Consider the following 21546-nt stretch of genomic DNA (forward strand, 5'->3'; position numbering starts at 1 on the left):
GTCATCAAGTCACGAAGAATCCCCACGTGCCTTAACGAGGCGGGGCGATGGAAGCGCGCAGGATTAACTGGCATTCCATCTTCAGCCGCACTGGTGCCCTCTTCGGCTGCGCCACCTTTTCCAGAAGCTCAGCCACCGCCCATTGGCCCATGTCCTCGTGCGGCAGTTTCAACGTGGTGAGTGGCGGCAGGATTTTTCGGGCAAGGCTGTCATCATCGAAGCCGACGACGGAAATGTCTTCGGGGATTTTCAAGCCTCTTATTCTGATTGCATCATAGGCACCCATCGCCACCCGGTCTGAAAAACAGAATACCGCAGTCGGCGGGGACGGCAGGTCGAGCAACTGCAGCATTTTCTCGCGCCCGAGGTCGAGCGACCAGGCGCCGGACACAATCAGCTCTGGATCCACCGCGATATCGTAGGTGGTAAGCGCTTGGCGGTAACCGCTTAAACGATCTCGGGACGCTTCAAGCCGCTCCTTGCCCGCGTCGATCATGGCTATGCGGCGATGTCCGGCCTTGATTAGTGTCTCCGTCGCCGCAAAACCGCCGGCAAGATCGCCAGGAATGATCGACGAGAACTCGGCCCGCTGCTGATGGCAGTTCAAGAGCACGGTCGGGTAGTTGGCAAGTTTGGAGGGCAACACTGGCGCCAACTGGGTGATGAGGGTGGCGTAGACCACTCCGACGATCTGACGCCGGCCCAGATAGTCGAGAATGACCTCTGCGAATTCGACCTGTCCGCCGGTAACGACGGTGATCGCCGCCAAGCCCCGTTCTTCTGCTGCCTCACGCACGCCTTCAATCAGCGGCGCGGCGTGATGCGAAGCCATCAGATCGTCGATCAAAAGCACGATGATGCCGCCGATCGGGACATTGACGGGCGTGGTCTTCTGATAGCCGAGCTCCTCGGCCACAGCCAGCACATGACTGCGCATCTTCTCGGAAACGCGCTTGCCGGGCGCCTCGTTCAGCACCAGTGAAACCGTCGCGTGCGAAACGCCGACCTTTGCAGCGATGTCGGACATTGTCGGTCGTTTCGTTATTTTGTCGTTCACGCAGTTTCTCTCTCAGACAGTTGGCATGCACGTTAGAAAATCTAACGGGCAATGTGAAGCGGCGGGCTTGCGGGAGTTACATTTTTAAGTTACGAAACCTATCTGTAACTTATTTTGTGACTGCATCCAACTGGAAAGCTTGCGGCTCATGACCATCGCCTCCCGCCGTTTCGCCGACACCCATTCCGGGCCGCGTGCGCGCCTGTCTCTTGACGGGACCTGGGACTTTCAGCTGGAGGGACACGAGCCCGCGACGATTGCCGTGCCCGCTCCTTGGCAGGCGCACTTTCCGAATCTACGTGCCGCTGCGGGCGTGGCAACTTATTCGCGCACGCTTACCGTGCCGCAGAAGTGGCAAGGTCGTCAGGTGATTGTGCATTTCGGCGCGGTGAACTATTTCGCCGAAGTGTCGGTCAATGGCAGGCGCCTTGGCTCTCACGAAGGCGGCTATCTGCCGTTTGAATTTGTCATCCCCGCCGATCTGCTGGGCGGTGAAATGCGTCTTGACGTACGGGTCACGCTGCCGAGTTCTGACGGACAGGCTTTCCCCGACTTTCCATTCGATGAAATCCCGCACGGCAAGCAGAGCTGGTACGGTATGTTGGGCGGCATCTGGCAGTCGGTCTGGCTGGAGTGCCGCTCTGAGGCGCATATCGCTCACCAGGGCATTCGCGCCGACCTTTCCACCGGCGGCGTGACGGTTGATATCGAACTGGCCGCGGCCTTCACTGGTGCGTTGAACATTAGGCTTCTCGATCGCAATGGCGTGGTGGCGGCGTCCGCCGAGCTTGCTCTCAACGGCGCGGCACACGCCTCGGTCGCGCTCAAGGTCGCCAAGGTCGAGGCCTGGTCGCTCGATGATCCCGCGCTTTACCGGGCTGTCGTCGAACTGCGTCAGGGCGACGTCGTCATCGATGCCGACGTCCAGGATTTCGGCTTTCGGACGTTTGAAGCGCGAGATGGAAAGTTTTTCCTGAACGGCCAGCCATTCTATATGCGCGGCGCGCTGGATCAGGATTACTATCCCGAGGGCATCTACACGCCGCCGTCACTGGAGTTTCTGGAAGACCAGGCGCGTAAATCGAAGGAGCTCGGCCTCAACCTCCTGCGCTGCCATATCAAGGTTCCCGATCCGCGCTACTATGATGTCGCTGACCGCTTTGGCTTGCTGGTCTGGACGGAAATCCCCAACGTCCAGACGTTCACCGAGAAGTCGGCGCAGCGCCTGCTCGATACCATGGAAGGGATCCTGCGCCGCGATGGCAACCATCCCTCTATCGTGATCTGGACCATCATCAACGAAGACTGGGGGACGCGTCTTGTCGAAAGCGCCGATCAGCGGAGCTGGCTGGACAATGCCTACCATTGGCTGAAAAAGAAGGACCCGACACGGCTGGTGGTGGACAATTCCGCTTGCATTCCAAACTTCCATGTCGTCTCCGACATCGACGATTACCACTATTACGCCTCGGTTCCGGAAATGGCGCGCGAGTGGGCCGATTGGGTTTCGGCCTTCGCCAAGCGGCCCGACTGGTCCTATTCGCCGAACGGCGATGCAAAACGGCGCGGCGACGAGCCGCTCGTCGTCTCCGAGTTCGGCGTCTGGGGCCTGCCGCATCCAGACAAGCTGCTGCAGGACGGCAGGGAGCCGTTCTGGTTCATCAACGGACTGGAGTGGGACAGCGAAGGTGCGACCTATCCGCACGGTGTCGAGCAGCGCTTCCGCACCTTTCAGTTCGACAAGGTCTTTACGTCCTTCGGTTCCTTCATCGAGGACACGCAATGGCATCAGTTCAATGCCCTCAAGTTCGAGATCGAAGAAATGCGCCGCCATGCCTCGATCCAGGGCTATGTCATCACCGAGCTGACCGATCTGCACTGGGAAGCCAATGGCCTCATGGACATGGAGCGCAATACGCGCGCCTATCACAACCGTTTCCATGAGATTAACACCGACGTGGTCATCGTGCCACGCATGCAGCGCTATGCGGTCTGGACAGGCGACATGGCCAGCATCGAGCTCGAAATCTCGACGGGCGGCAAGGCGCTGCCAGCGGCCGAATTGAACTGGAATGTCGATGGCGCAGCCGCCGGCAAGATGGCGATCGAAGCGGTGGATGCAACGTCAGTGTGCCGCCTGCCGGCCATTGAACTATCCTTCGCCGCGGAAAAAGCCGGCAATCAGGTCAGTGTCCAGTTCACGCTGACCGCCGGCGATAAGGAGCTGGCGCGCAACAGCCTCGATATCAGCGTCTATGCCCGCCGGTCCAAGCCTGTGCTTTCGGTTTCGTCCGCAGAGCCCGAGATCGCGCAATATCTGACCTCCCTTGGCTATGAGGTCGTAAACGCCGACAAGGCGCATGTGCGGGTTGTGTCGACATTGAGCCAGGCCGATATCGATGCCATGGAGCATGGCGCCCATTACGTGTCGCTGGCCGATGTTGCGCCCCTGTCGTTTGGCAATCTGCGCAACGACCAGCCAAACTGGAATTATCCGACCGGAGGCGATCGCGGGCAGCCCATGCCGCAGATGCGCGTCACCGAACGCAACGGCACTATCTGGAAGGGCAACTGGGTCACCGGCTTCAGCTGGGTGAAGCGTTCCGGGGTATTTGAACGTCTGCCGGGCGGCCCGCTCACCGACCTATCCTTTGTCGGCGTCAACCCCAACCGCGTCATCACCGGCTTCCGACCAATCCATTTCGACGGGCTGGTCCATGCCGGCACGATGGCGGGCTGGATTCACAAGCCCTGCGCGACCATTGCCGAACGGCGGGTCGGCTCAGGTCGTATCGTGGCCACGACCTTCGGCCTGATGCGTGAACCCGCAGGCGCCGATCCGGTCGCAGCGACCTTGCTTGATTGCATCATCGAGACGGCCGCCGCGGGATAGCCGTCAGTAGAATTGAACCGCCGCATATAACCGGGAGGAGGTTTAGGTGGCCAAGACAGATGCAGGCGTGAGCATCCGCAACGTTTCCAAGAGTTTTGGGGCGGTGGAAGTGCTCGACGACATCTCGCTCGGGATAGACAGCGGCGAGTTCATCGTCTTCCTGGGCGCTTCCGGCTGTGGCAAGTCCACCCTTCTGCGCATGATCGCCGGGCTGGAGACGGTTTCGGGCGGCGAAATCTGGATCGGCGGGCGCCGTGTCGACCAGCTTGCCCCCGGCCAGCGTGACGTATCCATGGTGTTCCAGTCCTATGCGCTCTATCCGCATATGAGCGTGCGAGAAAATCTTGCCTTTGGACTGGTCAACGTCGGTACGCCGAAAGCCGAGATTGCAACCCGCATTGCGACGGCGGCCAGGATGCTGGAGATGGACCATCTCCTCGACCGCAAGCCGGCGCAGCTGTCCGGCGGCCAGCGCCAACGCGTTGCGATTGGCCGCGCCATCGTGCGTGAACCAAAAGTCTTCCTCTTTGACGAACCCCTGTCGAACCTGGACGCCGGCCTGCGTACGCGCACCCGTTTCGAACTGTCGCAGCTGCATGATCGTCTTGGCGCCACGATGGTTTTCGTAACCCATGATCAGATCGAGGCAATGACGCTGGCGACCCGGATTGTCCTTCTGAACAAAGGAAGGATCGAGCAGGTCGGCGCGCCCATGGATATTTATGCCCGCCCAAGCACACGCTACGTTGCTCAGTTCGTCGGCTCGCCGCCGATGAATTTCCTGCCGGTGGCACGGATTGAGAGCGGTCCGGACGGCGCGATTGTCACAACCGGCGGCGTCGGGCTGCAAACCTCGGTTCCGTTCGACAGTTTGCCCGGTGCCAACCTCACGCTTGGCTTGCGACCGGAGAATCTGGCGGTCTCGCCGCACGGCACGCTGAGGGGCAAAGTCGTCACAGTGGAGCAGATGGGCGACCGCTCTCTCGTCCACGCCGAACTCGCCGACGGGACGCAGGTCGTCGGCGTTGACGACCCAATCACCGCGGCCCGTGGTGGTTCCGAAATCGCGTTTGCCGTCGAAGGAGCGAAGGCGATGCTATTTGATGAAATGGGCAAAGGGTATCACGCGGCCGGCTAGGCTGCGGCGCAAGACAGTAAGGCCGCCCTCCAAAGGAGGTGCCGGCAGGAAAACCGATCATTCTGGAGGAGTGAGAATGCGTAACCTGTTGAAAACATCGATTGCGGCGTTAGCCGTCATGATTGCCTTCCCGGCATTCGCAGCCGAAAATGTCGTCTGGTGGGACTTTCTGTCGGGAGGCGACGGCGTGCGAATGAAGGCGCTGATCCAGCGCTTCAACGACGAACATAAGGACAAGATCCAAATCAAAGGCACCACCCTCGAATGGGGCATCCCTTATTACACCAAGCTGCAGACATCAACTGCTGTCGGCCAGGGACCTGACATCGCCACCTACCACCTGTCGCGCCTGGCCGGTGCGGTTTCGGCAAAGACCGTGTCGCCAATCGATCCGAAGGAGCTTGAGGCTGTCGGTTTGAAGGACAGCGACTATCCGCCGAATGCAATCGCCGCCTCGACGGTCGACAATGTGCGCTACGCCGTACCGTTCGACGTGCACGGTGAGGTGCTCTACTATAACAAGAATGTACTGAAGGAACTTGGAGCATTGGGCAAGGACGGCAAGCCTACCGGCATCGATACGCTGGAAGGCTGGCGTGCGCTGTTGGCCAGGGCCAAGGAAGCAGGCAAGAACGGCGTCGTCATCGCCTCGTCCAGCGGCGATTTGCGCGACATCTATACCTTGTTCGGCCAATTGGGCGGTCAATTGACCACCGATGGCAAATTCCTGCAGGGCGACAATTTCGACAAGATGCAAAAGGCCTATGGCGAGGTGACCGATTGGGTGAAGCAAGGCTGGGCGCAGCCTTATATCGACCCTGAAACCATCACTCCGACCTTCCTGGCCGGACAATCCGCCTTCTTCCTGAACGGCAACTGGGAGCTGCCGACCATGGAAACCGAAGTCGCCAAGGGCAGCGGCTTCGATTACGGCATGGTCAACATTCCCGCCTGGATGGGCAAGCCTGCCAACTGGGCGGACTCGCACTCGTTTGTCATGCCCAACAATGTCGGCGTGACCATGACGCCGGAAAAGCGTGCCGCGGTTCTCGAAGTCATCAGATGGATGAATGTGAACTCACTGGAATGGGCCGGCGCCGGCCATATCCCGGCTTATTTGCCGGTCAGCACGTCTGACGCCTACAAGGCACTGAAGCCGCAAGCGGACTATGCCGCCATGGCGCTCAACGCCTTCTATATGCCGAAGACGCCGCTCACCGGCGCTGCGTCCAAGTTCGACGACGACTGGCAGAACATGGCGTCCGGACCGCTGAACGGCGACGGCGATCTGAAGGAGACACTGGAGACGTTCCGCGATCATATGAACTCTCAGTGACGGTTTCCTTCAACAGTCCCCGGGGCAGTTCCTGCCCCGGGATCGCATAACCGAGGCAGGTGATAGATGGCTACAGTCAGCAACAAGAAGCAGGACAGCCTGATCGCAGCGCTGCTGGTCGCACCGGCCGTCATCGCGTTTCTGGTGATCTTTGCCTATCCGACGTGGCGCATGGTGGCGATGAGCTTCACCAATGCGCCGCTGATCGGTCCCGGCGAGTGGGTCGGCCTCGACAATTACGCGCGCCAACTCTTTTCGCCTCAATTTCAGAAGGCGCTTCTGAACACGCTGTACTTCATCGTTCTGACCGTCATTCCCGGCACGTCGCTGGCGCTGTTCGTTGCCATGGGGGTCAATCGTCTGACCGGGCGCATACAGATGTTGGTCCTGGCGTGCTTTTTTCTGCCTTCCATTCTGCCGGTTTCGGTGGTGACCCAGATCTGGACCTGGATCGCAAACATGCAATATGGCGTCATCCAGAATGTCATCGGGCTGTTTACCGGTGGCCGCCCGCTGCCGGTGCTGCGTTCGCCGACCTATTTCATGCCCTCCGTCGCCGTCGTCACGATCTGGTGGACGATCGGTTTCAACATTCTTCTGTTTCTTGCCGCCTTGCGCAGCATTTCGTCCGACATCTACGAAGCGGCGGCGCTCGACAATGCCAGCCGCTGGCGGGTGTTCTCAAAGATAACCTGGCCGCTGATCTGGCCGGTCACGGCGTTGGTTCTAACGCTGCAACTGATCGCGCAGTTCAAGATCTTTTCGCAGCCTTATCTGCTCGGCTATTTCGCCCACACGCCGGCTGACGCGCAATCCGTGGTCATGACCGTCATCTACGACCTCGCCTTCAAGCAGAACAAGGGTGGAGAAGGTGCAGCCGTCGCTACTATCCTGTTCATCATCATCCTGATTGCTTCCGTTTTCCAATATCAGTTCCTGCGCGCGCGAGGTGAAAAATGAGCGTTCTGGCTACCGATCAACAAGCGGCTCTGGCGCGGACGAGCGGTAGCATTGCCGCAAGCAATTGGAGCGGCCGCGCGCTGACCGCTCTGGCTGTGCTCGGGGCGCTGATCTGGTTCTTCCCGCTTTACTGGGCGATCGTGACTTCGCTCAAATCCGACACTGAGGTGGCGAGCCCGGCATCCGGGTTCTTACCTAAAGAACCGACGATCGAGCCCTATCTCTACGTGATCGACCGCTCCAGTATCGTGCAATGGTATATCAACTCGGTCGGCACATCGACGATCATTGCGTTGGTGGTGCTGGCAGCCAGCGTCTGCTGTGCCTATGCCTTGAGCCAAATTCAGTTTCCCGGCCGCCGCCTGATCTACGGCGCACTTATCGCCTCGGTGATGGTCCCGGCGGAGGCGCTTATCATCAACCATTTCGTGCTGATGAACTCATTCGGGCTGATCAATAGCTGGGGCGGCATCATCATGCCGCAACTCGTGGTGCCATCGGTCATTATCATCCTCAAACAGTTCTTCGACCAGATCCCGAAGGAATTCCGCGAGGCGGCGATGCTCGACAATGCGGGCCACTTGCGAACGTTATGGAAGATCTATGTGCCGATGAACTGGGGCGTGATCATCGCGCTTGGTATCACGACCTTTATCGCGGCATGGAACAATTTCCTATGGCCGTTCCTGGTCGCGACTTCGGACGCCACAATCACCATTCCCGTCGGCATCACCCAGGTGAAGGACGTCTTCGGCGTGCGCTTTGCCAAGGACATGGCTGCGGCGGTATTGGCCGGTCTTCCAGTCGCCATACTCTACCTCCTCTTTCAGAAGCAGGTCACGCGCGCCATCATGCTCTCCGCCGGAATAAAGGGATAATGGGACTTCGTGGGCATTTCTGTAATAACACCCTAGAGAGCCGCACGCCCAACAGGACGCTCTATCACTTTCGAATCTGCATATAGTCCTTTCCGAAGATCGATTCCGATTTTCGGGTTATGCGCCGAAGGTGGTCAGCGAGGCGGCGTGCTGTCCTCGAAGCCGACGACGCGCAGTTTCTCGACGAATTCATAGGTGATGCCGACGATGCCGCCGCCGCTTTCATCGTCGCGGAAGCGGCCGACGCTGCGCACCAGCTTGTGGCCGCCAAGCCGGTTGTCGACGCGATAGACGAAATGGAAGCCGACGCCGTGAAGGCTCGCCTCTTCGAAAGTTTGGGCGATCAGGCTGCGGTCCTCCTCGTGGATACGCGACATTAGCTCTGTCAGGTTGATAGGGCCGTCGCTGTAGGGGAGGTCGAAGATCGCGTGGACGTCCTCGCTTGCAAAGAAATGTCCTGTCTCGATATCGATGCGCCAGAAGCCGAAAAGACGGTAGGCAGCAAGCATCTGGACGACTTCAGCATCGGTGATGCCGATGTGAGCGCGGGACTGCTCTGTCTTATTAGTGACGGGCTGTTCGAAGTGAAGAGGCACGATTCCCCCAGATCACGGGACGACGTGCCGACTCTCTTCCGATTCCTCAGTTGATCAGCTTCAATCGAATTGCCTTAGCTACTAACTGGGTGCGGTTGACGCAATCGAGTTTTTTGATCGCGTTCGTCATATAGGCGTTCACCGTATGGTCCGAGAGCGTCAGGATCTGGCCGATTTCGATCGAGGTCTTGCCCTGGGCGGTCCAGCGCACAACTTCTAGTTCACGGTTCGATAGCGCGTTATGCGCGCATTCCTCGTTGCGCTTGACTGCATTGTATGCATCGAGAGCATGGAGAATGATCATTACCAGTTCGTTGATCTCGCTCTGGCCGAGTGCGGCGCGCTCGCCGCAGAACCAAAAGACCAGGCGCTGGCCGTCGGCTGCAATGCTCGGCATGGCAACGCCTGCCGGAATGGCATGGCGCAGCATCAGGGCGCGCAGTTCGACGGGAAAGGCCTGACCATTGACTGCGTCGTTGAGGTGCCAGGACAGCGGCACAGCGGACTGCCTCAGCCTTAGGCCGAAAGGGCAGCCGCGCATCATGTGGGCGCGGTCGAAATCCCTGATATAGGTGGCCGGAAGCGAGCTCTCGATCAGCAAGGGTTTGAAGAGAAGGTCTTCGGGGGAGGGAGCGTGCATCAGCGTCGCATGCGACAATCCGAAGGCTGTAGAGACCCTGCCGAGCGCCTGCGCAAACAGGCTGCGCGTTCGAGCGGTCGCAAGCTCTGCCGAAAGCAATGACTGTCTTTCAGAGGTAGTCATGTAAGACATTCGTACGCCCCCGGCAGCCTCAATGTTACCGCTATCAAATACAGAAAGTCTGCGGGATGCTAGCCCCAATTAACTTAAGGCAAGGCGATTCATTCAAATTGTGAAAAAATAGCCACACGAGATCGCGCTCTGATTGAGTTTCGACTTGCAAAGATAACGTTGCGGTATCTTGAGTCCCTTCTTGACGGCATAGTTATGGCGCCGCGCAGTAGGGCAGGCAGAGAATCACTTGGGAGAGTTCGGGGGGAGAAGTCCAGTCTTCTCGCACCGACCTACAGGCGGTGGGCTCCAGCGCCTTTCGCTGGAGCAGGTGATCTGCGTGAACACGACCGCGATGGGTCGCCATGTAAGCCTGATTGTGTCGAGAGAACAGGGCTAAGAGGACTGCAGCAGGCGTCGGGTCTCAATCGACCCAGGAAGACCGAGCTCACAAAGGCTGAGCGTGACGAATTCTTACCGAAAATCGAAACCGATTTTCGGGTCGATGCGAATATTGAAAGTGTTACAGCGTCCCTTGCGCGTCTGATAAGACGCGCGGCGCTGTAAGCGTGGCGGCCGCAAGGCGCAGCACTGTTCACACCCCCGATATTTCGCTATCTCGATGAAGAGAAAAACAACGGCTCCGCGCCCGCGGAGGTCGGACGGGGGAACATCCATGCCATCCATCAAATCCGATATCGAAATCGCGCGGGCCGCGGCCAAAAAGCCGATCTTCGAAATCGGGGCGAAACTCGGCATTCCGGTCGAGCAGCTCGTTCCTTATGGTCACGACAAGGCAAAGGTCAGCGCCGAGTTCATCGCCGCGCAAGCGGGCAAGGCAGACGGCAAGCTGATCCTCGTCACCGCGATCAATCCGACACCGGCGGGCGAAGGCAAGACGACCACCACTGTCGGGCTCGGCGACGGGCTGAACCGGATCGGCAAGAAAGCCGTCGTCTGCATCCGCGAGGCGTCTCTCGGCCCCTGCTTCGGCGTCAAGGGCGGGGCGGCCGGCGGCGGTTATGCGCAGGTCGTGCCGATGGAAGACATCAACCTGCATTTCACCGGCGACTTCCATGCGATCACCTCGGCACACAATCTGCTGGCGGCGATGATCGACAATCACATCTACTGGGGCAACGAAGAGAATATCGACATTCGCCGCATCACCTGGCGGAGGGTGATGGACATGAACGACCGGGCACTCAGAAGCATGGTCTCCTCGCTCGGCGGCGTCGCCAACGGCTTCCCGCGCCAGGGTGGGTTCGACATCACCGTCGCCTCCGAGGTGATGGCGATCCTCTGCCTTGCCACCGATCTCAAGGATCTGGAGCGGCGGCTCGGCGACATCATCATCGGCTATCGTTTCGACCGGACACCGGTGCATGCGCGCGACCTGAAGGCCGACGGCGCCATGGCGGTGCTCTTGAAAGATGCGATGCAGCCGAACCTGGTGCAGACGCTGGAGAACAATCCGGCCTTCGTGCATGGCGGCCCCTTCGCCAATATCGCCCATGGCTGCAACTCGGTGACGGCGACCAAGACGGCGCTGAAGCTCGGCGACTATGTGGTGACGGAAGCGGGCTTCGGTGCCGATCTGGGGGCTGAGAAATTCTTCGACATCAAGTGCCGCAAGGCAGGACTGAAGCCGGATGCGGCGGTGATCGTCGCGACCGTCCGGGCGCTGAAAATGAATGGCGGGGTGAAGAAGGAAGATCTCGGCACGGAGGACGTCGTGGCGATGAAAAAGGGCTGCGCCAATCTTGGCCGGCACGTCGCCAATGTGCGCCGGTTCGGCGTGCCCGTCGTCGTGGCAATCAATCATTTCGTCTCGGATACCGAGGCCGAGATCGCGGCAGTCAAGGAATTTGTCTCGAGACTTGGCGCCGAGGCGATCCTCTGCCGTCACTGGGCGCTGGGTTCGGCCGGCATCGAGGACCTGGCGCACAAGGTGGTGGAACTGGCAGAATCCGGGCAGGCGAAATTCCAGCCGCTTTACGGCGATGATCTTTCGCTGTTCGAAAAGATCGAGATCGTCGCCTCGAAGATCTACCATGCGGGCGAGGTGACGGCCGACAAGGCGGTGCGCGATCAATTGCAGACATGGGAGGAGCAGGGCTACGGCAAGCTGCCGATCTGCATGGCGAAGACGCAATATTCCTTCTCCACCGATCCAAACCTGCGCGGCGCGCCGGAAGGCCACATTGTCACCGTACGGGAGGTGCGGCTTTCCGCGGGAGCGGGCTTCGTCGTTGCCATCACCGGCGAGATCATGACGATGCCCGGCCTGCCGAAATCACCGTCGGCGGAGCGGATTTTCCTAAACGATCAGGGCTATATCGAAGGTTTGTTCTAATCCGGTGACAGCCTACCGGGATGATTAGTGGCAATAGCGATAGCCACCCTTCCTCTCAATCACGTCGAGATGGAAATGTGTCTCATGGGCGACGTCGCTTTCCGGGTCGAGGACGGTGGTGAAATAGAGGCAGGCGGCGGCGCTGACGGTGCGCTGGAAGGCGCCGGTGAGCGTCGGATCCTCGCGGCGGGAGCGGACAGCGACATCCTCACCCTTTTCGAAATGGAAGCTCGCAATGTCGATGGCGTTGCCGCGGGCATGTTCGGAGATCTTGCCGGTTCCAGCGCCGTTGCGCAGGCGGCACATATAGGACGTTGCCTGGTTGACGGTGGTGATGCGGCCCTGCTCCGGCAGGGCGGCGGAGGCCGCCGGGATGACGCTGTCCTTCATCCAACGGGCAAGGGCAAGCGCTGCCGGACAGCGGATCGTTGCCTCCGGCTTCAGCTTGATGCCGGGCGGGACTTCGGAGACGATGATCGGCCTGTCGATGCCGCAGCCATTGCCGTCGTCGATGCGCGGCGCGTCCTTGAAGACCACGCCCAGCGCCTGAAGCGCAGCCGTGCACTCGGTGTGCTCGGCATCGCTTTCGGGCTCGATCGTCAGATGCTGTTCCTCAAGTGTTTGTGCGGCGGGAGGCTTGTTCTCCTCAGTCGGAGCTTGTGGGTTTTCCTTCCCAGGGGGAAGCGGCGGTCCCTGCATCGGTTTGGCGGGTTCGGTTTTCGGTGTTTCTGGTTTTTGGATGTCGGGCTTCGGTTCAGGAGTGGGCATTTCTGCTGCCGGCGGCGGTTGCGTGCCTTCGGCATTTGAATCGGGGGTGGGTGCGGACGTGCCCTCGATATCCGGCCTTTGTTGTGGCAGAGGACCGTGAACGGGCAGGCGGGCACCGGCAAGAACGGCGGTTGCGGCGAGAAGGATCGCCAGTATCGCAAGTTTTCTCAACGCATCCGATTCCCTGGTGTCGATAGCTAGGGATAACGCAAGCGAGCGGATTTCGTTGCAATTTCGCAACGTCCGGAGAGATCATTAAAACTTGATATTTTATTCAACATAAGTCGCCGCTTTATGTTGACAATATTTCTCATGTTTTTTATGCGGCAGAAAGAAGGCGGAATTTTGCATCGTCTTCATCCACAAAAGCCCAGCCAGCCCCTCGAGCGTTCGACGCGCCACGACTAGCCAGCCCGGTATCATCATTAAGGGGTAGGTTATGATCGTCCGGCATTGGCGTTCGGTTCTATTGGTCTGCACGGCAGCCACAGTTGTACTTCCTGTTTCGCAGTCTTTCGCGCAAAGCGCTCCGGCAACCGCGCCGCAAGCCACGGCGGATGACAGCACCGCCCTGCAGAAGATCGTCGTCAAGGGCAAACGCGTGGCGCCGGGCAGCGTCGCCGATACGCCGCTGGCAACCGAGATTACCGACAAGAAGCTCGATGAAAAGCAGGTCACCAATATCGAAGACCTCGGCCGCAGCGTCGATCCGGGCATTAATGCCTCACGTGGCGATGCCGGCATCAATCTACGCGGCCTCTCCGGCCCGCGCATCCTGACCATCGTCGACGGCATTCCGATCCCCTATCTCTCGAATAGTTCACGCCAGGGGGCCTTCGCGCCGGCCAACGCCAACGGCGGCGGCGACACCTTCGATTTCAATTCGCTGTCGTCGCTCGACATCGTGCGCGGGGCAGATTCGAGCCGGGGCGGTTCCGGCATGCTCGGCGGCGCCATCGTCCTCAATACGCTGGAGCCGGAGGATCTTATCCCTGAAGGCCGCGACTGGGGCGCGATCGTCAAGTCGACCTATTACAGCGAATACCGCAGCATTTCCGGATCGGCCGCCGCTGCCAAGAAGATCGGCAATACGTCGATCCTGTTTCAGGGCGGTTACCGCAAGGGCCATGAACGCGACAACATGGGCGACAGCGAAAGCTACGGTCGTTACCGCACCGAGTCGGATCCGGCCGATTTCGACCAGCACAACCTGCTTTTCAAGATCCGTCAGGAATTCGAGGGCGGCCACCGCCTCGGCCTGACGGCCGAACGGTTCCGTCGCGATCTCCAGACCGAAAAAAGAGATCTGCAGGGGACCGGGCGCACCTATATGATCGACAATTATGATGCCCGTGAGCTGAACGACCGCGACCGCGTTTCCCTCGATTACGATTATGAAGCCATATCGTCTGACGCTTTCTTCACCTCCGCCCGCGCGGTACTCTATTGGCAGGACCTGAAGAAGGAATCGGGCACGAATGGCCGCACGGCGGCCAATGTCGCCTATGGCCGTAACAACGAGATCGAAAACAAGACCTGGGGCTTCAACGGCACCGTCACCAAGGATTTCGATTATTCGAACGTCCGGCATTCGGTGAAGGCAACGCTCGAAGCGACGACGTCGGACTGGACCCAGTACAGCTCCGCGCTATGCCCGACGCCGACGACATGCCCTTCGCTCAACAACCAGTCGGAAGTGCCCGACGTCGAGAGCAAGACGATCGGCCTGTCGATCGAAGACAAGATCGAGTTCGGCGATACGAATTTTGCGTTGACGCCGGGCATTCGTTTTGACTGGTTCAGCTATGATCCGTCAACGAGCGGCGGGTTCGCCAGCAATCCGGCGCTTGCCAAGTTCGGCACGCTGTCCGACCGCAGCGGTAAGCACGTTTCGCCGAAGGTGCTCGCCACCTACGAACTGACACCCGATGTGCAGCTCTACACCCAGCTGTCGTCGGCCTTCCGCGCACCGACTGTCGATGAGCTCTACAGCCGCTTCTACAATGCGGGTGGCAACTATGCCCAACTCGGCAACCCCGACCTGAAGCCAGAAACTGGCTATGGGGTCGAGATGGGCGCCAATTTCGACACGGGTGATTTCAACGGCCGTCTGGCGGTCTTCCACAACCGGTATCACAACTTTATCGAAACGGTGACGAGCGTCAACGCGACCACTGGCATCACGGAGTTCAACTATGCCAACGTCAGCAGTGTGACGATCTCCGGCATCGAAGCCAGCGCCGACAAGACGTTCAACAACGGCATCAACCTGCATGCCGCACTCGCCTATGCCTATGGGAGGAACGAGGATACGGCCCAGCGCCTGCGCTCGGTGGCGCCATTCAAGGCGATCGTCGGCGGCGGTTGGAGCAACGAGAATTTCGGCTTCGATCTTTCTTCTACGCTTTCGGCCGGCATGCTCACTGACCATCTCAAGACGCCCATCACCAACACAGCCGACACGACCTTCGATGCGCCCGGCTACGCAATCGTCGACCTGACCGGCTGGTGGACGCCGGATCAGGTGCCGGGCCTGCGTGTGCAGGCAGGCGTCTACAACATCTTCGACCAGGAATATTTCAACGCGCTCGCCGTGCGCGATGTCAACCTGATCTCGACGGCGTCGCAGCCGCGCGACTGGTATTCCGAGCCCGGCCGCACCTTCAAGATCTCGCTGACCAAGACCTTCTGATCGCGATCACGCTTTCAGGACTGGGGGATGGGCGGCTTTCGGGCTGCCCTTTTCATTCCCGCATTCGCCTCTTGCGCAATGGCCGATCTCAGGCTAACAATTTTTCCATGATCAAGTCCTTGAACATTGCAGTTTGGTGGTGGGTTCGCTAAGGCGGCCTCGACCAATCGTGTTCAAAGACGACGAGTGAGCCGCCCGAAACTTCGAGGCGGCTTTTTTTGTTTTATGGCCGCCTGTCGTCCGGGCCCGATAACGGAGTGGAACAATGGTAACGATCCTACGGGATGATGGTGCGGAAATCTACGAGACCAAGGGCGGCATATCCGTCACGCGGCAGCGGCGGGCGATCCCCTACGGCGATGCGGTCTCTTCCTATGTCGACAAGCTCGACGAGCGCCGCGGTGCGGTGTTCTCGTCGAACTACGAATATCCGGGCCGCTATACACGCTGGGATACCGCCGTCGTCGATCCGCCGCTCGGCATCTCCTCCTTCGGGCGTGACGTCTGGATCGAAGCCTATAATGAACGCGGCGAAGTGATCCTTGGCTTCGTGACCGAGCGGCTGAAGACGGTGTCCGACATCGTGCTCGGCGTGTCCTCCGCCCGTCGCCTCGACCTGACCGTCAAGACGCCGGACCGGGTGTTTACCGAGGAAGAGCGCTCGAAGATGCCGACGGTCTTCACCGTGCTGCGCGCCGTCACCGACCTGTTCTATTCGCAGGCGGATGCGAGCCTCGGGTTCTACGGCGCCTTCGGATACGACATCGCCTTCCAGTTCGACGCGATCAATCTGAAGCTGACGCGGCCCTCAGACCAGCGCGACATGGTGCTCTATCTGCCGGACGAGATCCTCGTCGTCGACAACTACGCCGCCAAGGCCTGGGTCGACCGTTACGACTTCGAAAAAGGCGGCGTGACGACCGAGGGCAAGGCCCAGGATATCGCAGCGGAGCCCTTCAAACACACGGATGCCATTCCGCCGAAGAGCGATCACCGGCCGGGCGAATATGCCGAGCTCGTCACCAAGGCGAAGGAAAGTTTCCGCAAGGGCGACCTCTTCGAAGTTGTGCCCGGGCAGAAATTCATGGAGCGCTGCGACAGCAAGCCGTCCGACATTTCCAAGCGGCTGAAGGCGATCAATCCGTCGCCCTATTCCTTTTTCATCAATCTCGGCCATCAGGAATATCTGGTCGGCGCCTCGCCCGAAATGTTCGTGCGCGTTTCCGGCCGTCGCATCGAAACCTGCCCGATTTCGGGCACGATCAAGCGCGGCGACGATCCGATCGCCGACAGCGAGCAGATCCTGAAGCTCCTGAATTCCAAGAAGGACGAATCCGAGCTTACCATGTGCTCGGATGTCGACCGCAACGACAAAAGCCGTGTCTGCGAGCCAGGTTCGGTCAAGGTCATCGGCCGCCGGCAAATCGAGATGTATTCGCGCCTCATCCACACGGTCGACCATATCGAAGGGCGGCTGCGCGACGACATGGACGCCTTCGACGGTTTCCTCAGCCACGCGTGGGCGGTCACTGTCACCGGCGCCCCGAAGCTCTGGGCGATGCGCTTCATCGAGAGCCATGAAAAAAGCCCACGCGCCTGGTATGGCGGGGCGATCGGCATGGTCGGCTTCAATGGCGACATGAACACCGGCCTGACGCTGCGCACCGTGCGCATCAAGGATGGTATCGCCGAGGTGCGCGCCGGTGCGACGCTGCTCAACGATTCCATTCCTGAGGAAGAAGAAGCCGAAACAGAACTGAAGGCCTCCGCCATGCTTTCCGCCATCCGAGACGCCAAGACGGGTAATTCCGGCAGGATCCAGCGCGACGTCGCGAGCGTCGGCAAGGGCGTCAGCATCCTGCTCGTCGATCACGAAGACAGCTTCGTCCACACGCTCGCCAATTATTTCCGCCAGACGGGGGCGACGGTTTCGACCGTGCGCACGCCGGTGCCGGAGGAAATCTTCGACCGGCTGAACCCGGACCTCGTCGTGCTGTCGCCAGGACCTGGAACGCCCAAGGATTTCGACTGCAAGGCGACGATCAAGAAAGCGCGGGCGCGCAACCTGCCAATCTTCGGCGTCTGCCTCGGCCTGCAGGCGCTCGCCGAAGCCTATGGCGGGGAACTGCGCCATCTGGCGCTGCCGATGCACGGCAAGCCCTCGCGCATCCGCGTGCTGGAGCCTGGCATCGTCTTCTCCGGCCTTGCCAAGGAGGTGACGGTCGGCCGCTACCACTCGATCTTCGCCGATCCCTCGACGCTGCCGCGCGAGTTCATCATCACGGCGGAAAGCGACGACGGCACGATCATGGGTATCGAACACGCCAAGGAACCGATCGCCGCAGTGCAGTTCCATCCGGAGTCGATCATGACGCTCGGTGGCGATGCCGGGATGCGGATGATCGAAAATGTCGTGGCGCATCTGGCGCGCAGGGTGAAGACGAAGGCTGCGTGACGGCAATTTAACCTGACCCTTCCCACTGTGGGAAGGGCCAGGCATCAGGCCGTCGGGCCGCGACTTGACTTCTTCCGGCAAATCAGAACATTTCAGGAACGATCAATCGGAACCTATCGCCGTGGCCAATGCTGAAAAGTTCATCGTTCTCCCTTACCGCAAGAACCGCGGCAATCTCGTGCCCGGCGAAATGCGCCAGGCATCGAACTCCGTCAGTGCGGAAAAGATCGCCTCGGCGATGGCTGAGCGTTTCGTCGGCGTGGCGGCCTATGCCGTGATCGTCGATGAAGAAACCGGTGACATGTCGTCGCCGCGATTGCTTGCGCGATATGGCGAGATTGCCGATCTCAACGCCGCCTGAGGCGCCGTTTTTACCATGGAGACGTCGCTCTACCTGCCGGTCAAAGCTTTCCTGGAGGCGGCTGGTTATGTCGTGAAGGGCGAGGTCGGCGGATGCGATCTTGTCGGCTTGAACGGCGCCGAGCCGCCGATCGTGGTAGTCTGCGAACTGAAACTCTCCTTCAACCTTGAACTGCTTCTCCAGGCGGTCGACCGCGCGACGATGAGCGATGAAGTCTGGGTTGCGGCCCGCGTTTCCGCCAAGGGCCGAGGGCGAGAGGCCGACAAACGATACCGCAATCTGTGCCGGCGACTTGGTATCGGCATGCTTGGCGTCTCCGATGGCGGCGAGGTCAGCGTCATCGTCAGTTCCGTCTCGCCGATGCCGCGCACCAATCCGAAGCGGCGCTCGCGCCTCGTCAAGGAGCATCAGCGCCGCCTTGGTGATCCCGCCGTCGGTGGCGGCTCGCGGGCTCCGATCATGACCGCCTATCGCCAGCAGGCGTTGCTCTGTGCGTCGGCACTCGATGGGGGGTTCAAGCGGCCGCGAGATATGAAGGCGCTTGTGCCCAACGCCGGCCCGATCCTGCGCGACAACGTCTACGGATGGTTCGAGCGGATAGAAAAGGGTGTTTACGCCCTGACGTCTGCAGGACGGGCTGCTCTTTTGCGCTGGCCGCAGCCTGTCCTGTCCGACCCGGCTCCTTGAGCCGGCGCAGTACCGAGCAACGGGGATCGCTCGACGAGGGCTGCTTTCCGGCTACTGCATAATGCCTTGAATCGGAATCGATTTTGAGGATAAAATTATGCAGTAATTCAAAATGTTACGGCGTCTTTTGCACGTCCGAAAGGATGCGCGGCGCTGTAAGGTCGGCAACGCTCGTGAACGGCCTGTCATTCCCCTTTGACAAATTCTCCGTCATCGCCCATATCACCCTAGACTGAACCGCCTGCGCGACATTCGCGTGGGCGGTTTTGCGTTTCAACGGCTTGAAAGCTGCAATTCATTCGCAACCGCAGGGGGACGATATGAGTGACAACGGCGATCTTACGGTTCGGAAGCTGGCGATGTGGGGGATTCCGCTGTCGCTCGGCGTCATGGGTCTGAAGATGGTGGCGTGGTGGGTCACCGGGTCGGTGGCGCTGCTGTCGGACGGGCTCGAATCGTCGGTCAATGTCGCCGCCGCCTTCATCGCCTTCTTCGTCATCCGCTACGCGCAGAAGCCGGCCGACCACGACCATCCCTTCGGTCATCACAAGGCGGAATATCTGTCTGCCGTCACCGAAGGCGCGCTGATCGTGGTCGCCGCCCTGCTGATCGTCAACGAAGCGATCGGTTTCCTCGCCGAACCACGCATGCTCGATGCGCCGGTACTCGGCCTCGCGATCAATTTCGCGGCCGGCGTCATCAATGCGATCTGGGCGCGACTGCTGGTCCGGACGGGTCGCCAACACCGCTCGGCGGCGCTGACGGCGGATGGGCAGCACATCATGTCCGATGTGGTGACCTCTGTCGGCGTGCTCGTCGGCCTGCTGCTGGCGCTGGCGACGGGCTATGCGATCTTCGACCCGATGCTCGCCATCCTCGTTGCCATCAACATCCTCTATCAGGGGTGGAAGGTGATCTCGCAATCGATCGGCGGTCTGATGGACCAGGCGGTCGAGCCGCAGGAGGAGGAGGCGATCAAACAGGCGATCGCTACCCACGCCGAAGGCTCAATCGGCGTGCACGACCTGAAAACGCGCCGTGCGGGTAAAGTCACCTTCATCGATTTTCACATGGTGGTGCCGGGAGCGATGTCCGTTCGGCAGGCGCATGATATATGCGACCGCCTTGAGGATGCCATCAGGGCGGTGCACGAGGGGGCCACTATCGCAATTCATGTGGAGCCGGAGGGCGAGAAGGCTCACGGCATCCGCGTCAAAGTCGTCAAGGAGGCATGATGCCGAATACCGATGTTTCCAACCTGTCGATGCTGGGTCAGCAAACCGAAACCGCAAGATCGCCGGAAGAGGCAGTGCTTGAGAAAGTGCCGTCCAACCATGCCGGCACCGATTATGTCGTGCGCTTCACCGCGCCGGAATTCACCTCGCTCTGCCCGATGACCGGGCAGCCGGATTTCGCTCATATCGTCATCGACTACATTCCGGGCGAATGGCTGGTGGAATCGAAGTCGCTGAAGCTCTTCCTGCATTCCTTCCGCAATCACGGCGCTTTCCACGAGGATTGCTCCGTTTACATCGCCAAGCGCATCGTCGAGCTGCTCGATCCGAGGTGGCTGAGGATCGGTGCCTACTGGTATCCGCGCGGCGGCATTCCGATCGATGTCTTCTGGCAGACGGGCACACCGCCCGAGGGCGTATGGCTGCCGGAGCAGGGCGTTGCCACGTATCGCGGCCGTGGGTGAGCTGCGTTGGGGCGCAGCCCGGGCAATCGATCCAGTGAATCGATTGCGGCGGCGAACGCCCTGAGCTTGGAGCGAAGGGCCGGGCAACGGTGCGGCAACCGCTGCCCATCTCTACCCGCTAGATCTCACACATCCGTAACATCGTCGCCGGACGAGTCGTCGGTGGAATCGTCGCTGTCGTCGTAATCGGCCTGCTGCAGGTTGGCGTCGTTATCATCGTCTGTGTTGTCGGAGGCCTGGCGGGTGTCATCATTGCCGTAATAATTGTTGATGACGGTTTCCTCGGTGGGCGCACTGGCATTGCCGAAGGGATTGGCGCCGAAGGGCGAGCCCCAGCCGAGCGAGGACATGTGGTTGCCGAAGATGCCGCTCAGCGAGTTGGCAAGCAGCATGCCGCCGGCGACACCCGCCGCCGTGCCGAGCGCGCCATGCAGGAAGCTGCCGCCGGCAGACGGCGCCGAGACCTGCTGGGTCCAGGGGCCGGTCGGCTGTTGCGGCGGCTGGCGGACATCGCGTTCGTAGCCGCGGGACTGCTGGCCCCAGGGACCGGAATTGGAAAGGCCAGGGTTGGAGGGGACCGGGGCCGGTTGCTGCGTCTGGGTATTGCCGAAGATCGAGCTCAGAAAGCCGCCACCCTGCTCGGCCTGGCGGTGCTCGCTCTCGCCGGCTTCCAGCTGGCGGACACGCTCTTCGAGTTCCTTGATGTGGTTGGCCGCCGCCTCCAGCCCCTTTTCCTGAACGATGACGGCCTGGGCCAGATAATAGGTGGCGGAGGGCTGTTCGCGGGTCGCCTGGTCGATCAGGGCTTCGGCCTCGCGGTCGCGCGGTGTGGCCGCGGCGGTGCGTACGCGGTCGAAGAGGGCGGTCAGCAATTGGCGTTCTTCGGGTGACATGTCCTGCCTCCTAATGATCTAGAGCG

Annotated in this window: 17 protein-coding genes; 12 read left to right on the forward strand and 5 right to left on the reverse strand. The window is 60.4% G+C overall.

All coding sequences use genetic code 11. The features are described from left to right. Positions 1-31: 31 nt before the first annotated feature. A complete protein-coding gene (locus HFO99_RS26140) occupies positions 32-1027 on the reverse strand; it encodes a LacI family DNA-binding transcriptional regulator (protein WP_222364535.1) in 996 nt (331 codons plus the stop codon). 178 nt (positions 1028-1205) lie between these two features. Between HFO99_RS26140 and HFO99_RS26145 the strand changes: the two genes are divergently transcribed. The 5 genes from HFO99_RS26145 to HFO99_RS26165 all read left to right on the forward strand — a co-directional run bounded on the left by HFO99_RS26145 (position 1206) and on the right by HFO99_RS26165 (position 8262). Then, a complete protein-coding gene (locus HFO99_RS26145) occupies positions 1206-3950 on the forward strand; it encodes a glycoside hydrolase family 2 protein (RefSeq protein ID WP_222364544.1) in 2745 nt (914 codons plus the stop codon). A gap of 46 nt (positions 3951-3996) precedes the next feature. Next, the gene (locus tag HFO99_RS26150; protein WP_222364546.1) at positions 3997-5088 is read left to right on the forward strand and encodes an ABC transporter ATP-binding protein; all 1092 of its coding nucleotides are present in this window, start codon (positions 3997-3999) and stop codon (positions 5086-5088) included. Positions 5089-5164: 76 nt separating this feature from the next. Beyond that, positions 5165-6424: a hypothetical protein gene (locus tag HFO99_RS26155; protein WP_222364547.1), complete on the forward strand. Its 1260-nt coding sequence runs from the start codon at positions 5165-5167 to the stop codon at positions 6422-6424. Between the two features lie 66 nt (positions 6425-6490). Further along, positions 6491-7384 (forward strand): carbohydrate ABC transporter permease, encoded by an 894-nt coding sequence (locus HFO99_RS26160; protein ID WP_222364548.1) that lies wholly within the window; start codon positions 6491-6493, stop codon positions 7382-7384. A 95-nt stretch (positions 7385-7479) separates the two neighbouring features. Then, positions 7480-8262 carry a carbohydrate ABC transporter permease gene (locus HFO99_RS26165; RefSeq protein ID WP_130702894.1) on the forward strand — a complete coding sequence of 261 codons (783 nt, stop codon included), beginning with the start codon at positions 7480-7482 and terminating at the stop codon, positions 8260-8262. Between the two features lie 134 nt (positions 8263-8396). On the opposite strand, the gene HFO99_RS26170 is transcribed toward HFO99_RS26165, so the two are convergent. Both HFO99_RS26170 and HFO99_RS26175 read right to left on the reverse strand, forming a co-directional pair. Next, positions 8397-8858, reverse strand: a complete 462-nt coding sequence (locus HFO99_RS26170; RefSeq protein WP_064247852.1) for a PAS domain-containing protein — start codon at positions 8856-8858, stop codon at positions 8397-8399. Between the two features lie 46 nt (positions 8859-8904). After that, positions 8905-9630: a helix-turn-helix transcriptional regulator gene (locus HFO99_RS26175; protein ID WP_222364549.1), complete on the reverse strand. Its 726-nt coding sequence runs from the start codon at positions 9628-9630 to the stop codon at positions 8905-8907. Positions 9631-10285: 655 nt separating this feature from the next. Between HFO99_RS26175 and HFO99_RS26180 the strand changes: the two genes are divergently transcribed. Next, positions 10286-11965 carry a formate--tetrahydrofolate ligase gene (locus HFO99_RS26180; RefSeq protein ID WP_222364550.1) on the forward strand — a complete coding sequence of 560 codons (1680 nt, stop codon included), beginning with the start codon at positions 10286-10288 and terminating at the stop codon, positions 11963-11965. A 24-nt stretch (positions 11966-11989) separates the two neighbouring features. On the opposite strand, the gene HFO99_RS26185 is transcribed toward HFO99_RS26180, so the two are convergent. After that, on the reverse strand, positions 11990-12904 hold the full coding sequence (locus HFO99_RS26185; RefSeq protein ID WP_222364551.1) for an extensin family protein: 915 nt from the start codon (positions 12902-12904) through the stop codon (positions 11990-11992). Positions 12905-13172: 268 nt separating this feature from the next. Between HFO99_RS26185 and HFO99_RS26190 the strand changes: the two genes are divergently transcribed. The 6 genes from HFO99_RS26190 (at position 13173) to queF (ending at position 20627) form a co-directional block, all read left to right on the forward strand. Next, on the forward strand, positions 13173-15425 hold the full coding sequence (locus HFO99_RS26190; protein WP_222364552.1) for a TonB-dependent hemoglobin/transferrin/lactoferrin family receptor: 2253 nt from the start codon (positions 13173-13175) through the stop codon (positions 15423-15425). 265 nt (positions 15426-15690) lie between these two features. Continuing rightward, positions 15691-17880 (forward strand): anthranilate synthase, encoded by a 2190-nt coding sequence (locus HFO99_RS26195; RefSeq protein ID WP_222364553.1) that lies wholly within the window; start codon positions 15691-15693, stop codon positions 17878-17880. 121 nt (positions 17881-18001) lie between these two features. Then, complete coding sequence (locus HFO99_RS26200) at positions 18002-18241, forward strand: hypothetical protein (protein WP_003561395.1); 240 nt, start codon at positions 18002-18004, stop codon at positions 18239-18241. A gap of 15 nt (positions 18242-18256) precedes the next feature. Beyond that, the gene (locus tag HFO99_RS26205; RefSeq protein WP_222364555.1) at positions 18257-18928 is read left to right on the forward strand and encodes a DUF2161 domain-containing phosphodiesterase; all 672 of its coding nucleotides are present in this window, start codon (positions 18257-18259) and stop codon (positions 18926-18928) included. A 320-nt stretch (positions 18929-19248) separates the two neighbouring features. Next, positions 19249-20163, forward strand: coding sequence for a cation diffusion facilitator family transporter (emfA, locus tag HFO99_RS26210; RefSeq protein ID WP_222310520.1), 915 nt, complete (start codon positions 19249-19251; stop codon positions 20161-20163). After that, positions 20163-20627, forward strand: coding sequence for a preQ(1) synthase (gene queF, locus HFO99_RS26215; protein WP_064247845.1), 465 nt, complete (start codon positions 20163-20165; stop codon positions 20625-20627). The genes emfA and queF overlap by 1 nt, the downstream gene beginning before the upstream one ends. 125 nt (positions 20628-20752) lie before the next feature. Here queF and HFO99_RS26220 read toward each other — a convergent pair whose 3' ends face one another. After that, positions 20753-21520: a DUF2076 domain-containing protein gene (locus HFO99_RS26220; protein WP_222310519.1), complete on the reverse strand. Its 768-nt coding sequence runs from the start codon at positions 21518-21520 to the stop codon at positions 20753-20755. Positions 21521-21546: the final 26 nt, after the last annotated feature.

This window comes from Rhizobium leguminosarum (assembly GCF_019798305.1).
Taxonomy (GTDB): domain Bacteria; phylum Pseudomonadota; class Alphaproteobacteria; order Rhizobiales; family Rhizobiaceae; genus Rhizobium; species Rhizobium leguminosarum_U.

Excerpts from the sequence above, each read along its gene's own strand:
- HFO99_RS26140 (WP_222364535.1), bottom strand. The coding sequence starts at position 1,027 with ATGTCCGACATCGCTGCAAAGGTCGGCGTTTCGCACGCGACGGTTTCA.
- HFO99_RS26145 (WP_222364544.1), top strand. The coding sequence starts at position 1,206 with ATGACCATCGCCTCCCGCCGTTTCGCCGACACCCATTCCGGGCCGCGT.
- HFO99_RS26155 (WP_222364547.1), top strand. The coding sequence starts at position 5,165 with ATGCGTAACCTGTTGAAAACATCGATTGCGGCGTTAGCCGTCATGATT.
- HFO99_RS26160 (WP_222364548.1), top strand. The coding sequence starts at position 6,491 with ATGGCTACAGTCAGCAACAAGAAGCAGGACAGCCTGATCGCAGCGCTG.
- HFO99_RS26175 (WP_222364549.1), bottom strand. The coding sequence starts at position 9,630 with ATGTCTTACATGACTACCTCTGAAAGACAGTCATTGCTTTCGGCAGAG.
- HFO99_RS26180 (WP_222364550.1), top strand. The coding sequence starts at position 10,286 with ATGCCATCCATCAAATCCGATATCGAAATCGCGCGGGCCGCGGCCAAA.
- HFO99_RS26190 (WP_222364552.1), top strand. The coding sequence starts at position 13,173 with ATGATCGTCCGGCATTGGCGTTCGGTTCTATTGGTCTGCACGGCAGCC.
- HFO99_RS26195 (WP_222364553.1), top strand. The coding sequence starts at position 15,691 with ATGGTAACGATCCTACGGGATGATGGTGCGGAAATCTACGAGACCAAG.
- HFO99_RS26205 (WP_222364555.1), top strand. The coding sequence starts at position 18,257 with ATGGAGACGTCGCTCTACCTGCCGGTCAAAGCTTTCCTGGAGGCGGCT.
- emfA (WP_222310520.1), top strand. The coding sequence starts at position 19,249 with ATGAGTGACAACGGCGATCTTACGGTTCGGAAGCTGGCGATGTGGGGG.
- queF (WP_064247845.1), top strand. The coding sequence starts at position 20,163 with ATGCCGAATACCGATGTTTCCAACCTGTCGATGCTGGGTCAGCAAACC.
- HFO99_RS26220 (WP_222310519.1), bottom strand. The coding sequence starts at position 21,520 with ATGTCACCCGAAGAACGCCAATTGCTGACCGCCCTCTTCGACCGCGTA.